Genomic DNA, 14,960 nt, shown 5'->3' with positions numbered 1-14,960 from the left:
CCGAGCCGGACCGGCCCGCCGACGGTGTCGGGACGGTGGTCGCTGGCGCCACGCCCCGCGGCCGAGCCCACGCGGCGCGCGCACGCGCGGGCGGAGGCGTTCCTCGAAAGGCACGGCGTGCTGACCAGGGGCGCGTTGGACACCGAGCGGGTGTCCGGCGGGTTTTCCGCGGTGTACAAGGTTCTCCGGGCGATGGAGGAGTCCGGGCGGTGCCGTCGCGGTTACGTCGTCGAGGGGCTGGGGGCCGCGCAGTTCGCGGTGCCGGGTGCGATCGACCGGTTGCGCGCGTCGTCGCGCACCGACGAGGAGGCGCAGGCCGTGGTGCTGGCAGCGGCGGATCCCGCGCAGCCGTACGGAGCCGCGCTGGAGTGGCCGTCGCCCGTGTCCGACACGCGGCACCGGCCGGGGCGCAAGGCGGGCGCGCTCGTCGTGCTGGTGGCGGGCGAGGCGGTGCTCTACGTCGAGCGCGGCGGGAAGTCGCTGCTGTCGTTCAGCGACGACGAGGCGGCACTGCGGCAGGCGGCCGGTGCGCTGGCGCGTGCCGTGCGCGAGGGCTGGCTCGACCAGCTCGCGGTGCAGCGCACCGACGGCGAAGGCGCGCTCGGGTCACGGATGGCCGAGATCCTCACCGAGGCCGGTTTCCGCGCCACGCCGAAGGGACTCCGGCTTCGAGCGTGAACGCCGCGGCTGCCGCCGGGCTTCGGTTCCTTGGCGCCCGCGGAGCGCGGCGCTGTCCCCGCCCGGCGGCTCAGACGGTTCGGATCCTTGGCACGCGCAGGGAGCGGCGCTGTCCCTACTCGGCGGGCTCAGACGATTCGGATCCCTGGCACGCCCGGAGAACGGCCCTGTCCCCGCTCGGCGACCTCAGGCAGTTCGGTTCCCTGGCGCACGCGGGAGCGGGCGACATAGGCGATGCAGTCGGCCTCAGTCCCCCGCCGCGCGGGGAGCGGCTCGCGTCGTGCTCGCGGAACCTCGCCCCCACCCGCACCCGGCTTCCGTTGCGGCTTCGGGAAATCGCCATGGTCCGAAGAGGACTTGGCACGGGATCTCGCGCCGTGGCTAGACTGGATTCCGTGACCGCAGCGGAGACCACCCGGCGGCGATCCGCCGTCCGCCTGTTCGTGGTTTTCGCTTTCCTCGCTTCCTTCCTCGCCGCCCACGCGGCCATCTGCACGACGCACGAGGCGTCCGCCTCGGTCAGCGTCTCTTCGATCAGCACCGCCGAGGCGAACGCCTCCTCGCACTGCGGTCCCGAGCACGAGCACGACGGCCACACACTCACGACGCATTCGGAGATCTGCTTCGCGACTTCGCGGGATCTCCACCCGGCCGATCTGCCCACTCCGCTGCTCGTTCCGGAGGCCGGGTTCACCACCAGCGACGTCGAGCGCTGGTGTCTGCCCGAACCACCGGCTCCGGTCGCCCAGGCGTGGTCCGGCCGCGCGCTGCTGACCCAGGTGTGCATCACGCGGGTGTGATGAGAGCGCGCCCCCGCTGACATCGACGCGGGATTTCTCCCGCGCGCTCGCACCCGCGCGGCGATGCCGCGCGCCCTGAGAAAGGTCGCTCTCGTGGAAACCGTGGTTCCGCACGTCCACATCCCGGCGCAGTCCGGGTTCTCCCCAGCCCAGCTCACCACTTCCGCCGTCCGCTGCCCGAATCCCGCCGTGGCGGTGGGCAACACGCCGGTGCTGTGGGTCGACCGGCCGTTCAACACCATCGGCCGGGGATTCTGGGCCAAGCTCGAAGGCTTCAACCCCGGCGGCATGAAGGACCGTCCGGCGCTGCACATGGTCGAGTCCGCCCGCGCGCGAGGTGATCTGGTGCCCGGCGGGATGATCGTCGAGTCCACCAGCGGCACGCTCGGGCTCGGCCTGGCGCTGGCCGGATCGGTCCACCACCACTCCGTCACGCTGGTCACCGACCCCGGGCTGGAACCGATCATGCACCGCCTGCTCACCGCGTTCGGCGCCCGGATCGAGGTGGTCGCCGAGCCGCACCCGGTCGGCGGCTGGCAGCAGGCCCGGCGGGACCGGGTGCGCGAAGTCCTCGCCGCGCAACCGGGTTCGTTCTGCCCCGACCAGTACAACAACCCGGACAACGTCGACGGGTACCGGTCGCTGGCGATGGAACTGGTCGCGCAGCTCGGCCGGATCGACGTGCTGGTCTGCTCGGTCGGCACCGGCGGGCACTCCGCCGGGGTCAGCCGGGCGCTGCGCGAGTTCTTCCCGCACCTGCGGCTGGTCGGCGTCGACACGGTCGGCTCGACGATCTTCGGTCAACCGGCCAGGAAACGGCTCATGCGGGGTCTCGGGTCCAGCATCCACCCGCGCAACGTCGACCACCCGGCGTTCGACGAGGTGCACTGGGTCGCTCCGGCGGAGGCGGTGTGGGCCGCACGCGCGCTGGCGTCGACGCAGAACACCAGCGGCGGCTGGAGCGTCGGCGCCGTCGGGCTGGTCGCGGGCTGGGTCGCCCGGACCGAGCCGTCGGACACCCGCATCGCGGCGGTGTTCCCGGACGGACCCGAGCGCTACTTCGACACGGTCTACAACGACCGGTACTGCCAGGAGAACGATCTGCTGCTGCGGGCCGCTCCCGGCGAACCGGACGAGATCACCGACCCGTTCGGCACCGAGGTGCGCCGCTGGACCCGCTGCCGCACCGTGCTCGACCCCGAGGAGCGCGCCCGATGATCCGGCAGTTCCGGTCGTTCTCCCATCCGGTGCGGATGTTGATGCTCAACCAGCTGACCATCAACATCGGCTTCTACATGCTCATCCCCTACCTGGCCAACCACCTCTCGGCCGGTCTCGGCCTGGCGGTCTGGACCGTGGGGCTGATCCTCGGCGTGCGCAACTTCGCGCAGCAGGGCATGTTCCTGATCGGCGGCACGCTGGCCGACCGCTTCGGGTACAAACCGCTGATCGTGGCCGGATGTGCCCTGCGCACCGGCGGTTTCGCGCTGATCGGCCTGGTCGACTCGCTGCCCGCGCTGCTGGTCACCTCGGCCGCGACGGGGTTCGCGGGCGCGCTGTTCAACCCGGCGGTGCGCGCGTACCTGTCGACCGACGCCGGGGAGCGGCGAGTGGAGGCGTTCGCGCTGTTCAACGTCTTCTACCAGGCCGGAATCCTGCTCGGGCCGCTGGTGGGGCTGGCGCTGACCGGCATCGCGTTCGAGATCACCTGCCTGGTCGCCGCGGGCATCTTCCTGGTGCTGACGGTGCTCCAGATCCGCGCGCTTCCGCAGCGGGTGGCGACCTCCGGCGCGGAGCGGCCGTCGGTGCTGGCCGAGTGGCGGACGATGGCGAGCAACAAGCCGTTCGTGCTGTTCTCCGTCGTGATGATCAGCAGCTACGTGCTGAACTACCAGATCTACCTCGCCCTGCCGCTGGAAGCGCGGCGGCTGGCGCCGGATGACGGCACCGGGACGATGGTGGTCGCCGTGCTGTTCGCGGTGTCCGGGCTGCTCGCGATCGCCGGGCAGGTGCGGATCACCGCGTGGTGCAAGGGGAAGTTCCGCCCCGGCACCTGCCTGGCCGGTGGTCTCGCCCTGATGGGGCTGGCGTTCGTCCCGCCCGCCCTGGGCACCGGCGGGTTCGCACCGCTGGTGCTGTCGGCGGCGATGCTTTCGCTGGGGACGCTGGTGGTGTTCCCGTTCGAGATGGACACCATCGTCCGGCTTTCCGGCGGGAACCTGGTCGCCAGCTACTACGGCCTCTACAACACGGTGTGCGGAGTCGGGATCATGCTCGGCAACCTGCTCACCGGCGCCGCGCTGGACCTGGCCCGCGGGTACGGCGTGCCCGCGCTGCCGTGGTTGCTGCTGTGCGTTCTCGGCCTGGTGTGCGGAACAGCGCTGTGGCAGCTGGACCGCTCGCGACGGCTGGAGGATCCGGTGGCGGTCGCCTGACGTGCCGGCCGGGGCGTGTCGGCACGCCCCGGCCTCACAGGTCGTTGAACGTGCCCAGGCCTCACAGGTCGTTGAATGGCTTCGCGTACTCGAACGCGCCCCGGATCTCGGACCGGTACGCGGTCAGCGGCCGGGCCTGGAAGTGCTCGCCCCACTCGGCCACCGGCGGCGTGATGCCGAACTCGGTGGCGGGGCGGAAGCCGAACCGGGGGTAGTAGTCGAGGTGACCGAGCAGCACGACCACCGGCTCGCCGAGCGCGTCGGCGGCACCGAGGACCGCGTGCATCAGCGCGCTGCCGATGCCCTGGCGCTGCCGGTCCGGCAGGGCGGCCAGCGGCCCTAGGCCGAGCGCCTGGTCAGCACCGATGTGCGCCCGCGTGCACACGACGTGCCCGACGACGTTCCCGTCCTCGACGGCCACCATCGAGAGTTCCGGGATCCAGCCCCGGTCGGCGCGCAACGCGTCGAGCAGGCCGACCTCCACTGGCTCGGTTCCCGGTGCGGCCTGGTCGGCGAACGCCGCGCGGACCACCTCGCGAACGGCGTCGTGGTCGGCGGGTTGCTCACGTCGGATCAGCACCGGCACACGATGCCGTCGCCGGTTCCGGCGCCGCAACCGGATTAATCGGAGTCAGGTTCCGACGGAAATGGTCACGATTCCGTCAATCGTTCACTGCCCCTTCACCCGCGCATGGTCTTCTGCCGCCGACCACCGGATCTCGGTTCGAGCAGAAGGGATTCTGCACGGTGAAATCGAAAACGCGCCTGCCCGGCGGGCGGAAGCTGACGCTCGGCGTCGCCGCGGTGTGCGGCGTGCTGCTCACCCCCATCACCCCGGCCGGAGCCGCACCCGGCGTGCTGCTGTCCGACGACGAGCCGGTCGCCCCCGGCGTGACGTTCCGCTCCTTCACCTGGAAGACCGACCACGGGTCGACCCAGGGCTACCTGCTGCAGGCCGATCTCACCAACCCGCGGGTCGATCTCGGCCTGCTGCACCGGGAATCGGTCACCGAGCCGACCGCGATCTCGGCGCTGGCCGACGGGCAGAAAGCGGTCGCCGGGGTCAACGGCGACTTCTTCAACAACACCGACGAGCACGAGGGCGTCACGCCGACCGGCTCCGCTGTCGGCGCCGAGATCGCCGCGGGGCACGACCGCAAGGCGGCGGTGCCCGACGGGCAGCGGTTCGGGCCGGGGCTGCCGGACGGGACGACCACCGAGGACGTCTTCGGGCTGGGCGTCGACCGCGTCGCGCGGGTCGGGACGGTCAGCCTGGAGGGCAAGATCCAGACCGACCAGGGCGTGCTGGGCGTCGACGGGCTCAACCAGTACGCGCTGCCGGTGGACGGCGTCGGCGTGTTCACCTCGGAGTGGGGTTCGATGTCCCGCCTGAGGTCGACCTGCGGCACCGACACCGATCGCGGCGCGCCGTGCAGCGACACCACGATCGAGGTCGTGGTGAACGACGGCAAGGTGGCTGAGGTCCACGACAAGCCCGGCGAGGGCGCCATCGCGGAGGGAGATTTCGTGCTCGTCGGCCGCGAGGGCGGCGTCGGCGAACTCGACGACCTCAAGCCCGGCGATCCCGTGTCCGTGGACTACGGCCTGGCGCCGGTCGGCGCACCCGAGTACCAGGCCGCGGTCGGCGGCTTCCCGATCCTCCGCGACGGCGCTGCTCTGTCCGATTTGGACACCGAGGCGCTCGCCCCGCGGACGTCGGCCGGGGTCAGCGCGGACGGCAAGCACGTCTTCCTGGTGGCGATGGACGGGCGCTCCGACGTCAGCGTCGGACTGACCGTCAGCGAGCTCGCCGACCTGCTCAAGCAGCTCGGCGCCGACGACGCGGTGAACCTCGACGGCGGCGGTTCCACGACGCTGGTCGCGCGAGAGGAAGGCGCCGATCGGGTCACCGTGCGCAACAACCCGTCCGACGGCAAGGAACGGCCGGTCGCCAACGGGATCGGGCTGTTCAGCAAGTAGCGCTCCGCGCTCGCCCGGGCCGCCGGCTCGGGCGAGCGACGGCGGCTCGGGTGAAGGACGGCGGCTCGGGCGAGGGGCGGCGGCTCGGGTGGTTCAACTGGACTCGCGCGGCTGGGAAGCGATCCCTTGGAAGTCCTCCCAGCACCGCGAGGACTTGGTCGCGAGAGCACGCGCGCATCCCCCGCGACCCAGCCGGTTCACCAGGTCGCGAGCCGGAGCAGACCCCAGAGCTGTGCGATGGCGTCCAGGTCGCCCTCGACCTCGACGGCGCGGTCCGGCAACCGGCCCCACAGCCACAGGTACACCGCGTCCGGCTCGCCGCCCAGCGTCGCCGTCGCCACCGGTTCGCACTCGGCGCCCGAGCCGGCCGGCCGCGCCTCCAGGCGCCGCTGCTTCGCCGACGCGCACCAGGTCCGCCCGCCCGCGCTGACGGCGACCGAGCAGCTGCGCGTCGCGCTGATGCCCAACGCGGGCAGGCGGTAGCCGAACCACAGCCGCAGCGCCTCGTCGATGCCGTCGACCGCCTGCGCGATGTCGATCGACGTCATCGGCACCCCGGCCGCGACCTGCACGTCCACCCGGTGGACCGTCGTCGCGTGCAGCATCCGCCGCAGCCAGAAGCCCACGCTGTGGTCCTCCGGCCACCACGTCGCGCACGGCTCGTCCGGTGATCTCGTGCCGAACTCGGCGAGCAGGTCGGCGAGCCTGGCGGTGAACCGCCCGGTGAGCCCGGACAGGCCGCCGTCCGGGCGTCGTGCGCCCCACCTGCTCGCCGTCTGCTCCGACGCGCCCATCCACGACAGCGCGTCCTCGCACAGATCGCCCAGGTTGCCGACGGTCTGGCCGACCGTCCGCCCGGGCGTGCCCGGGACCGGCAGGTCCTCGTGGGCGTCGTGGGTGGCCGCGGTGAGCAGCTGCCCCTCGATGGCGAGCAGGTCGAGCATCCGGCCGTGGTCGACCGGCACACGACCGTTCACAGACCCGCCCCCAGCAAACTTCGCCCCACGATGTCGAGGAACTCGCCGGAACGCCGGAGCAGCTGGTCGGCGTCCTGTCCGGTCACCCCGGGGATACCCGCCTCCGCGGCGGCGCGGCGGTCGGACCGGGCGGCGTAGAAGTCGGCCCAGTCGCGCAACTCCGGAGCCGAGTCGGCCAGCAACCGCCACACGCTGGTGGGCTTGGCGTGCTCCAGGCTCCACGCGCGCGCGACCACCACGGCGGTCGCCGCGCGCAGAGCGGCGAGGTGGGCGCAGACGTAGCGGTCCGCGGGCCGGGACGCCTGTTTCGCATCGAGCAGGTGTCCGCGGGCCTGGACCAGCAGGGACAGCGCGCCCGCCGGGGTCTGCGCTTCCGGAGACGGCCGGTCGCCCCGCGCCACCCCGTGGTCGTCCGGGGAACGTCGCGGCGCCGGGATCGACAGGTGAGCTGAGAGAGACATCGGCTTCTCCTCGCGGTCTGGTGCACGACTCGTGACGTGTCGGTGCTGCGCCGTGGGGAAGCCGGCGATGTCCGGTGGCGGGGTGCTTCCCCCACCCCACCACCGGACAAAGGCGTTCGAACCTGCGGACAACCCTGGGAGGGGAATCGAACCTCAGTTCGAACAACTTCAGATTAGCGGGTCCGGCAGATCGACTCAAGCTTTGCGCTGTAGCTCACCTGTTCGAGTCATACCGGGTGGAAACGATCACCCGACCGGACACACCCCTGACGGCGCTGACCCTTTAGTGTCGGCCCGTGACCGCCGCGCCGTCCCCACGCTCCGACCGGATCGTCGAGTTCTCCGCCGACCAGTTCCGCGAACGCCTCAACGAGGCCGTGCGGATCTACGTGAACGCGATGGGCTACCCGCCTTCGACGGCGCAGCAGCGCGCCCCCATGTGGTCGGCGCACATGCTGCGCGCGGGCTGGCGCTGCGTCGGAGCGCTGACCGCCGACGACGAGCTCCTCGGAGTCGGCTACGGCTACCTGGGCCACCCCGGGCAGTGGTGGCACGAGCAGGTCCGGCGGGGAATCCTCGCGCGGTCGCCCGGCAGCGCCGAGGAATGGCTGACCGACTACTTCGAGCTGACCGAGCTGCACGTGCGCCCGGACAGCCAGGGCAGCGGACTGGGCGAGGAGATCCTGCGCAGGCTGCTCGACGGAGCGGCGGGCAGCAAGGTGCTGCTGTCCACTCCGGAGGGACCGACCCGCGCGTGGCGCCTCTACCGCCGCATCGGCTTCCAGGACGTCCTGCGCCACTACCAGTTCACCGGCGATCCGAGGCCGTTCGCCGTCCTGGGCCGCGCCCTCCCGCTGGAACCGCGCCAGGGGTCGTGAGCGGCACGACCGCCCACGACCCGTGAACGGCTACAGCCGAGCCAGCTGTTCCCGCAAGGTGTCCAGCCCCATCGCCCCCATCCGCAGCGCGTCGCGGTGGAACGCCTTGAGATCGAACGCGGCGCCGTGGCGCTGCCGGGCTTCCTCGCGAGCCGCCAGCCACAGCCGCTCACCGAGCTTGTACGACGGCGCCTGACCGGGCCAGCCCAGGTAGCGGTCGATCTCGTCGCGCACGTGCGCCGGGTCCTGGATCGTGCGGCTGAGCATGAACTCCAGCCCCAGCTCGGGCGTCCAGCGCTCGCCCTCGTGGAACCCGGTGCCCTTCGGGATCTCCAGCTCCAGGTGCATGCCGATGTCGACCACCACCCGGGCGGCGCGGAACAACTGGTCGTTGAGCATGCCGAGCAGGTTGCCGTCGTCCTCCAGGTACCCGAGCTCGCGCATCAGCCGCTCGGCGTAGAGCGCCCAGCCCTCGCCGTGCCCGGAGACGAAGCACACCAGCCGCTGGAACTTGTTCAGCCGTCCGGCCTCGTGCACCGAGGTGGCGACCTGGAGGTGATGGCCCGGCACGCCCTCGTGGTACACAGTGGACACTTCGCGCCAGGTGGGGAAGTCCTCCCGGTCGGCGGGCACCGACCACCACATCCGGCCGGGGCGGGAGAAGTCGTCGGTGGGCCCGGTGTAGTACGCGCCGACCCCGCCGCCGGGCGGCGCGATCAGGCACTCCAGCGTCATCAGCCGGTCGGGGATCTCGAAGTGGGTGCCGCGCAGCTCCCGCAGCGCGTTGTCGGACAGGCCCTGCATCCACCGCTCGAACTCCCGCTGACCGTGCACCTGGTAACGCGGGTCCGCGTCCAGCGCGGCGGCGGCCTCGGCCAGCGTCGCCCCGGGCCTGATCCGGTCGGCGACCTGCTTCATCTCCGCCTCGATCGAGGAGAACTCCTGCCAGCCCCACTCGTAGGCCTCGCGCAGGTCGAGTCGGGCGCCGGTGAAGAACCGGGACCACAGCCGGTACCGCTCCTCGCCCACCGCGTCCTTGTCGGGCGCCTTCGGGAGCAGCTCCCCGCTCAGGAAGTCCGCGAGATCGGCGTACGCGCTCGCGGCCCGCGCGGCGGCGTCGGTCAGCTCACCGCGCAGCGCGTCGTCGACGTCGGCTCGCGCCACCATCGAGGCGAAGAAGGACTTCCCGTCGGCGCCCGACCAGGTCCGGCACTGCTCGGCCACCTTGCGTACCTGCCGCGCCGCGGCGACGTTGCCCTGGGCCGCGGCTTCGGTGAGACCGGCGCGCAGCCCGGCCACCGCGCCGGGCATCGCGGTGAGCCTGCGGGCGATCGTGCGCCAGTCGTCGGGAGTGCTCGCCGGCATCAGGTCGAAGACCTGGCGCAGGTCCTGCACCGGGCTGGCGATCACGTTCAGCGCGGCCATGTCCGCGCCGATCTCGTGCAGCTCCAGGTCGAGGCCGACGCGCTCGGCGAACACCGCCTGCGCGACCTGTTCCGCGTCGTCGGCGGGCGTGGCCGCCGAGACCGCGGCCAGGCTGGTCCGCGCCAGCTCGGCGCGCGCCCGGTGCCCGTCCGGCGAGTAGTCGGTCAGCTCCTCCTCCCCGCCGGGGATGCCCAGGTGGGTTCCGGCGATCGGGTCGAGCGCGACGAGCTCGTGCACGAAGCGGTCGCTGATCTCGTGCACACCGTTGTGGTTGGGTCCCATGCCAAGCACGCTATCGCCCCTGGTGGACGGTTTCGCGCACCGCGCGGAAACCCGCCGCGGATGGGAAGCTCGGTTGCGTGCGGGGAGGAATTCCAGGCGCGGGCCCGCACCGGGTCCGCGCCGCATTGCTGCTGGTGATCGCGCTGAGCTGGGTGCTGCTCAGCGGATGCGTGCACGCCCGCGCGTCCCTGAGCATCGACAACCAGGACCGCGTCTCCGGCGAGGTGCTGGTGTCCACCCAGACCCCCGACGGCCAGGTCCCGTTCCGCCTCCAGCCACCGGCGGACCTGGCCGACCGGGTCACGGTGACGCCCTACTCGGCCGAGGGCCGGGTCGGTTCCCGGCTGGCGTTCCAGGGGTTGAGCTTCGAGGAGCTCGACCGGCTCGCCACCGAGCTCAACCCGTCGGACTCCCGGTACCGGCTGCACCTGACCCGGACCGGATCGCTGGTCACGCTGGACGGGGAGCTGGACCTGACGCCGCTGGCGGGCACCGACTCGTCGTTCGTCGTCGAGCTGACCGCGCCCGGCGAGATCACCAACACCAACGGGGCGGAGACGGCGGGCATGGTGACCTGGAGCCCGCAGCCCGGCGAGGTGTCCGAGCTGTCGGCGATCTACCAGTTCTCCGGGGACGACCAGCAGGTCTGGGTGTTCTGGGCGCTGCTGATCGGCGGCATCACGATCGGGGCGGCGATCCTGGTCGGGGTGCTGGCCCAGCAGTCGCACGAGAAGGCGCACAAGCCCGCCGATGATCGAGTCCGCTGATCTCCTGCCGTGGTCCGGCGCCGTCGTGGTCTCGGCTCCGGGCGGTGGCCGCCGGAACTCCGTGGTCGAGCTGCGGCGCGGCGGGCGTCGCCTGGTCGCGCGGCGTTCGCGGCGTTCTCCGGCCGCGCTGGAGTGGGAACTCGCGCTGCTGCGCCACCTCGCCGGTCACGGCTTCCGGGTGCCGCGCGTCGTGCCCGCCGACGACGGGCGCGAGCACGTCGGCGGGATCGTCGTGCAGACCTGGCTGGACGGTCGTGAACCGCGTTCGCAGGACTGGCCGGCGGTGGTGCGCGAGCTGCGCAGGCTGCACCGGCTGACGGCGGACTGGCCGCAGCGGCCGGACTTCGCCGCGGCCGGAGATCTGCGCACGACCGGCGGTGATGTCGATCTGTCGGTCATGCCGCCGGAAGCCGTGGCGCTGTGCCGGGAGGCGTGGGCGCGGCTGCCACGCGGCGGGCGCTGCGTGATCCACGCCGACGCGTGCGCGTCCAACGTCCGGGTCCACGGTGGAGCGATCGGGTTCCTGGACTGGGACGAGGCCCGGGTCGACCACCCCGACCTCGATCTCGCGGACCTGCCGTGGACCCCGCTGACCGGCGCGCGGCTGGCGGTGGCCCGGCGGGCGCTCGACGCCTGGGAAGCGGCCGCGGGCTGGCGGCTCGAACCCGACTACGCGCGCTCCCGGCTCGCGGCGCTCTGAGCAGGCAGCAGGCCGAGGTTCTCGACGACCTGGCGCGTCGCCTTCGACCGGTTGAGCGTGTAGAAGTGCAGCGTCGGCACGCCTTCGGCGATCAGCCGCTCGCACAGCTCGGTCGCGATCAGCACGCCCTCGGCGCGGAACGCGCGGGCGTCGCCGGCGAGCGGCTCCAGCCGGTCGGCCACCGCCCGCGGGATCGGAGCGCCCGCGAGCTCGCCGAACTTGCCCAGCACCCGCGGCGTGGTGATCGGCATGACCCCGGGCAGCAGCGGCACGTCGCAGCCGCGCGCGGCCATCCGGTCGCGCAGGCGCAGGAAGTACTCCGGCCGCAGGAAGAGCTGGGCCACCGCGAAGCTCGCACCCGCGCGGATCTTGCGGACCAGGAACTCCACATCGGTCTCGAAGTCCACCGCGCGGGGGTGCCCGTGCGGGAAGGCCGCCACCCCCACGCAGAAGTCGCCGAGCTCGCGGACCAGCCGCACCAGCTCCTCGGCGTAGGTGAGACCTTCCGGGTGGGTGATCCATTCCCCGTTCGGGTCGCCCGGCGGGTCGCCGCGGATCGCCAGCACGTTGCGCACCCCTGACGCCGCGTACCAGCCGATGACGTTGCGCAGCTCGGCGACCGAGTGCTCGACCGCGGTCAGGTGCGCCATCGGGGTCAGCGTGGTCTCCTGCGCGATGCGCCCCGTGGTGCGGATCGTGCGGTCGCGGCTGGAACCGCCCGCGCCGTAGGTCACCGAGACGAACGCCGGGTCGCACGGCTCCAGCTCGCGGATGGCGCGCCACAGGACGCGCTCCTCCTCGTCGTCCCTCGGCGGGAAGAACTCCACCGAGAACCCGGTGCTCCCGGCGCCGATCCGCTCCACCACCGCTGACATGCGCCAAGCCTAATCCCCGCCCCTCGCTACGCTCCGGGGCAGTGCTGATCACTGCGCGCGCACGGCAAGGGGCGACGGGATGCCGCGGTCGCCATAACGGAGGATGGTGTGGTGCCTGTACCGCCTTTCCTGGCTCCTGAGCCAGTCACCGCCGAGGACTCGATCGTGGAAGCCGACCTCCCCGGTCAGGTGCGCCAGACCCTGGCCGACTACCTCCGGGCCCGCCGGGCGGAGAGCCGCGCGCTCGACGCCGCGTTCGCCGAGGCCGTGGACGAACTGGTCGGGTTCGTGCTCGGCGGGGGCAAGCGGATCCGGCCGACCTTCGCGTGGTGGGGCTGGCGCGCGGCGGGTGGTCCGGCGGAAGGACCGGAGGCCGCCGCGATGCTGCGGGTGGCCAGCTCGCTGGAGCTGATCCAGGCGTGCGCGCTCGTGCACGACGACCTGATCGACGGCTCCGACACGCGGCGCGGCAAGCCGACCGTGCACCGGTCGTTCGCGGCCCGGCACCGGGCGCGCGGCTGGAACGGCTCGGACGACCGCTTCGGCACGGCAGCCGCCGTCCTGCTCGGAGATCTCGCGCTGGCCTGGGCCGACGACATGCTGCACTCCGCCGGGATGCCGCCCGAGGCGCTGGCCCGGGGCCTGCGGCCGTGGCGCGCGATGCGCACCGAGGTGCTGGCCGGGCAGTACCTGGACACGCTCGGCCCGGTGCGCGGGGACGAGACGCCGCAGGCGGCGCTGCGCATCGACGAGCTCAAAGCCGCCTCCTACACGGTGCAGCGCCCGCTGGAGATCGGCGCCGAGCTGGCCGGGGCGGGTGAGCAGGCGCTGGAGGCGCTGCGCCGGTTCGGCTGCGACATCGGGGTCGCCTTCCAGCTGCGCGACGACCTGCTCGGCGTCTTCGGCGATCCGGAGGTCACCGGCAAACCGGCGGGCGACGACCTGCGCGAGGGCAAGCGGACGCTGCTGATCGCCGAGGGGTTCCAGAGCGCGCGCGAGCACGGCGACTCGGACGCGCTGGAGCTGCTGCGCGGCGTGCTCGGCGACGCCGAGCTGGACGAGAAGCGGGTGGAGCTGGCGCGCGAGGCGCTGATCCGGCTCGGCGCGGTCGACGCCGTGGAGCGGCGGATCACCGAGCTGACCGGCACCGCGATGGCCGCCCTGCACGGCGCCGGACTGGCCGAGCCCGCCGCGTCGCGGCTGGCGGACCTGGCCGTCGCCGTCACGGACCGCACCCGCTGATGCGCCGCGTCGCCGGGCCCACCGACCACGTCGTGATCGTCGGCGCGGGGCTGGCGGGCCTGTCCGCCGCGCTGCACCTGACCGGTGCGGGACGGCGGGTGACCGTGCTTGAGCGCGAGGACCTGCCGGGTGGGCGCGCGGGCGCGCTGCACCTGGACGGCTACCGGATCGACACCGGGCCGACCGTGCTGACCATGCCCGAACTGCTGGAGGACGCGCTCGCGGCGGTCGGCACCTCGCTCCGCGACCGGCTCGACCTGGTGCCGCTGCGACCGGCGTACCGGGCGCGGTTCGCCGACGGCTCGGTGCTGGACGTGCACACCGATCCGGACGCCATGGAGCAGGAGGTCCGCCGGTTCGCCGGTCCGGCCGAGGCCGCCGGTTACCGGCGGCTGCGACGGTGGCTGACCGAGGTCTACCGGGCGGAGATGCACCGGTTCATCGACGCGAACTTCGACTCGCCGCTGGACCTGGTCTCCCCCGAGCTGGCCAGGCTCACCGCGCTGGGCGGGTTCGGCAGGCTCGGCCCGGCCATCGGGCGGTTCCTCGGCGACGAGCGGCTGCGCCGGGTTTTCTCCTTCCAGGCCCTCTACGCCGGTCTGGATCCGCGCCGGGCGCTGGCGCTGTACTCGGTGATCTCCTACATGGACACCGTCAACGGCGTCTGGTTCCCGCGCGGCGGGATGCACGCCGTGCCCACGGCCATGGCGGAAGCGGCGCGCGAGGCGGGAGCGCGGTTCCGCTTCGGGACCGAGGTCACCGGGCTGGAGCGGCGCGGCGACCGGGTCACGGCCGTGCGCACCGCCGAGGGCGAGCGGATCGCAGCCGACGCCGTGATCCTCACCCCGGACCTCCCGGTCGTGCACCGGCTGCTGGGCGCGACACCCCGGCGGCGGCTCCGCTGGTCGCCGTCGGCGGTGGTGCTGCACGCGGGGACCACCCGCGGCTGGCCGGACACCGCGCACCACACGATCTCCTTCGGTGCGGCGTGGGAGCGCACCTTCACCGAGATCATCCGCGACGGCCGCCTGATGTCGGATCCGTCGCTGCTGATCACGCGCCCGACCGCGAGCGACCCGGCGCTCGCGCCGGAGGGCAGGGAGCTGCACTACGTGCTCGCGCCCTGCCCGAACCTCGAACGCGGCCCCATCGACTGGAGGCGGATCGGCCCCGCCTACGCCGACGAGCTGACCTCAGTCCTGGAGCGCCGGGGCTTCCCCGGGTTCTCGTCGTCGATCGAGGTGCGGCGGCTGGTGACGCCGCGGGACTGGGCCGCCCAGGGCCACGCGGCGGGCACCCCGTTCTCCGCCGCGCACACGTTCGCCCAGACCGGCCCGTTCCGGCCGCGCAACCTGGCGGGCCCGAACGTGGTGCTCGCGGGCTCGGGCACCACCCCCGGCGTGGGCGTTCCGCCGGTGCTCATCTCCGGGAAGCTCGCGGCGCAGCGCATCACCGGCTGA

15 protein-coding genes are annotated in these 14,960 nt (G+C 72.9%); 10 read left to right on the top strand and 5 right to left on the bottom strand.

Translation table 11 applies throughout. The annotated features are described in order from the left end of the window. The 4 genes from ABD691_RS19340 to ABD691_RS19325 form a co-directional block, all read left to right on the top strand. A partial coding sequence (locus ABD691_RS19340; RefSeq protein WP_425565117.1) for an Lhr family helicase occupies positions 1-678 on the top strand: 678 nt, incomplete at its 5' end. A 395-nt stretch (positions 679-1,073) separates the two neighbouring features. Next, the gene (locus tag ABD691_RS19335; RefSeq protein WP_344681681.1) at positions 1,074-1,478 is read left to right on the top strand and encodes a hypothetical protein; all 405 of its coding nucleotides are present in this window, start codon (positions 1,074-1,076) and stop codon (positions 1,476-1,478) included. A 93-nt stretch (positions 1,479-1,571) separates the two neighbouring features. After that, entirely contained in the window at positions 1,572-2,696 is a 1,125-nt protein-coding gene (locus ABD691_RS19330; RefSeq protein ID WP_344681678.1) for a PLP-dependent cysteine synthase family protein, read from the top strand. After that, positions 2,693-3,913 (top strand): MFS transporter, encoded by a 1,221-nt coding sequence (locus tag ABD691_RS19325; protein WP_344681676.1) that lies wholly within the window; start codon positions 2,693-2,695, stop codon positions 3,911-3,913. The genes ABD691_RS19330 and ABD691_RS19325 overlap by 4 nt, the downstream gene beginning before the upstream one ends. A gap of 61 nt (positions 3,914-3,974) precedes the next feature. Here the strand turns inward: ABD691_RS19325 and ABD691_RS19320 are convergent, their stop codons facing one another. Continuing rightward, entirely contained in the window at positions 3,975-4,493 is a 519-nt protein-coding gene (locus tag ABD691_RS19320) for a GNAT family N-acetyltransferase (RefSeq protein ID WP_344681674.1), read from the bottom strand. A 167-nt stretch (positions 4,494-4,660) separates the two neighbouring features. Here ABD691_RS19320 and ABD691_RS19315 point away from each other — a divergent pair, with 167 nt between their 5' ends. Next, a complete protein-coding gene (locus ABD691_RS19315) occupies positions 4,661-5,893 on the top strand; it encodes a phosphodiester glycosidase family protein (RefSeq protein ID WP_344681672.1) in 1,233 nt (410 codons plus the stop codon). A 197-nt stretch (positions 5,894-6,090) separates the two neighbouring features. Here ABD691_RS19315 and ABD691_RS19310 read toward each other — a convergent pair whose 3' ends face one another. Continuing rightward, positions 6,091-6,870: a maleylpyruvate isomerase N-terminal domain-containing protein gene (locus tag ABD691_RS19310; RefSeq protein WP_344681669.1), complete on the bottom strand. Its 780-nt coding sequence runs from the start codon at positions 6,868-6,870 to the stop codon at positions 6,091-6,093. Next, a complete protein-coding gene (locus ABD691_RS19305; protein WP_344681667.1) occupies positions 6,867-7,331 on the bottom strand; it encodes an SAV_6107 family HEPN domain-containing protein in 465 nt (154 codons plus the stop codon). The genes ABD691_RS19310 and ABD691_RS19305 overlap by 4 nt, the downstream gene beginning before the upstream one ends. Positions 7,332-7,627: 296 nt before the next feature. Between ABD691_RS19305 and ABD691_RS19300 the strand changes: the two genes are divergently transcribed. Beyond that, the gene (locus ABD691_RS19300; protein WP_344681665.1) at positions 7,628-8,209 is read left to right on the top strand and encodes a GNAT family N-acetyltransferase; all 582 of its coding nucleotides are present in this window, start codon (positions 7,628-7,630) and stop codon (positions 8,207-8,209) included. A gap of 30 nt (positions 8,210-8,239) precedes the next feature. On the opposite strand, the gene ABD691_RS19295 is transcribed toward ABD691_RS19300, so the two are convergent. Continuing rightward, positions 8,240-9,916, bottom strand: a complete 1,677-nt coding sequence (locus ABD691_RS19295; protein WP_344681663.1) for a DUF885 domain-containing protein — start codon at positions 9,914-9,916, stop codon at positions 8,240-8,242. Positions 9,917-9,993: 77 nt separating this feature from the next. Between ABD691_RS19295 and ABD691_RS19290 the strand changes: the two genes are divergently transcribed. After that, positions 9,994-10,683 carry a DUF3153 domain-containing protein gene (locus ABD691_RS19290; protein ID WP_344681662.1) on the top strand — a complete coding sequence of 230 codons (690 nt, stop codon included), beginning with the start codon at positions 9,994-9,996 and terminating at the stop codon, positions 10,681-10,683. Then, positions 10,667-11,383, top strand: coding sequence for a phosphotransferase (locus ABD691_RS19285; RefSeq protein WP_344681660.1), 717 nt, complete (start codon positions 10,667-10,669; stop codon positions 11,381-11,383). Before ABD691_RS19290 ends, ABD691_RS19285 begins: the two co-directional genes overlap by 17 nt. Here the strand turns inward: ABD691_RS19285 and metF are convergent. Beyond that, positions 11,353-12,258 carry a methylenetetrahydrofolate reductase [NAD(P)H] gene (gene metF / locus ABD691_RS19280; protein WP_344681658.1) on the bottom strand — a complete coding sequence of 302 codons (906 nt, stop codon included), beginning with the start codon at positions 12,256-12,258 and terminating at the stop codon, positions 11,353-11,355. The genes ABD691_RS19285 and metF overlap by 31 nt on opposite strands. A 111-nt stretch (positions 12,259-12,369) precedes the next feature. Between metF and ABD691_RS19275 the strand changes: the two genes are divergently transcribed. Both ABD691_RS19275 and crtI read left to right on the top strand, forming a co-directional pair. Beyond that, positions 12,370-13,500: a polyprenyl synthetase family protein gene (locus ABD691_RS19275; RefSeq protein WP_344681657.1), complete on the top strand. Its 1,131-nt coding sequence runs from the start codon at positions 12,370-12,372 to the stop codon at positions 13,498-13,500. Beyond that, positions 13,500-14,960: a phytoene desaturase family protein gene (gene crtI / locus ABD691_RS19270; protein WP_344681655.1), complete on the top strand. Its 1,461-nt coding sequence runs from the start codon at positions 13,500-13,502 to the stop codon at positions 14,958-14,960. The genes ABD691_RS19275 and crtI overlap by 1 nt, the downstream gene beginning before the upstream one ends.

Source organism: Saccharopolyspora taberi (assembly GCF_039534165.1).
Taxonomy (GTDB): domain Bacteria; phylum Actinomycetota; class Actinomycetes; order Mycobacteriales; family Pseudonocardiaceae; genus Saccharopolyspora_D; species Saccharopolyspora_D taberi.
Note: the sequence above shows the minus strand (reverse complement) of the source record. Positions and strands in the feature narration are given on the sequence as shown.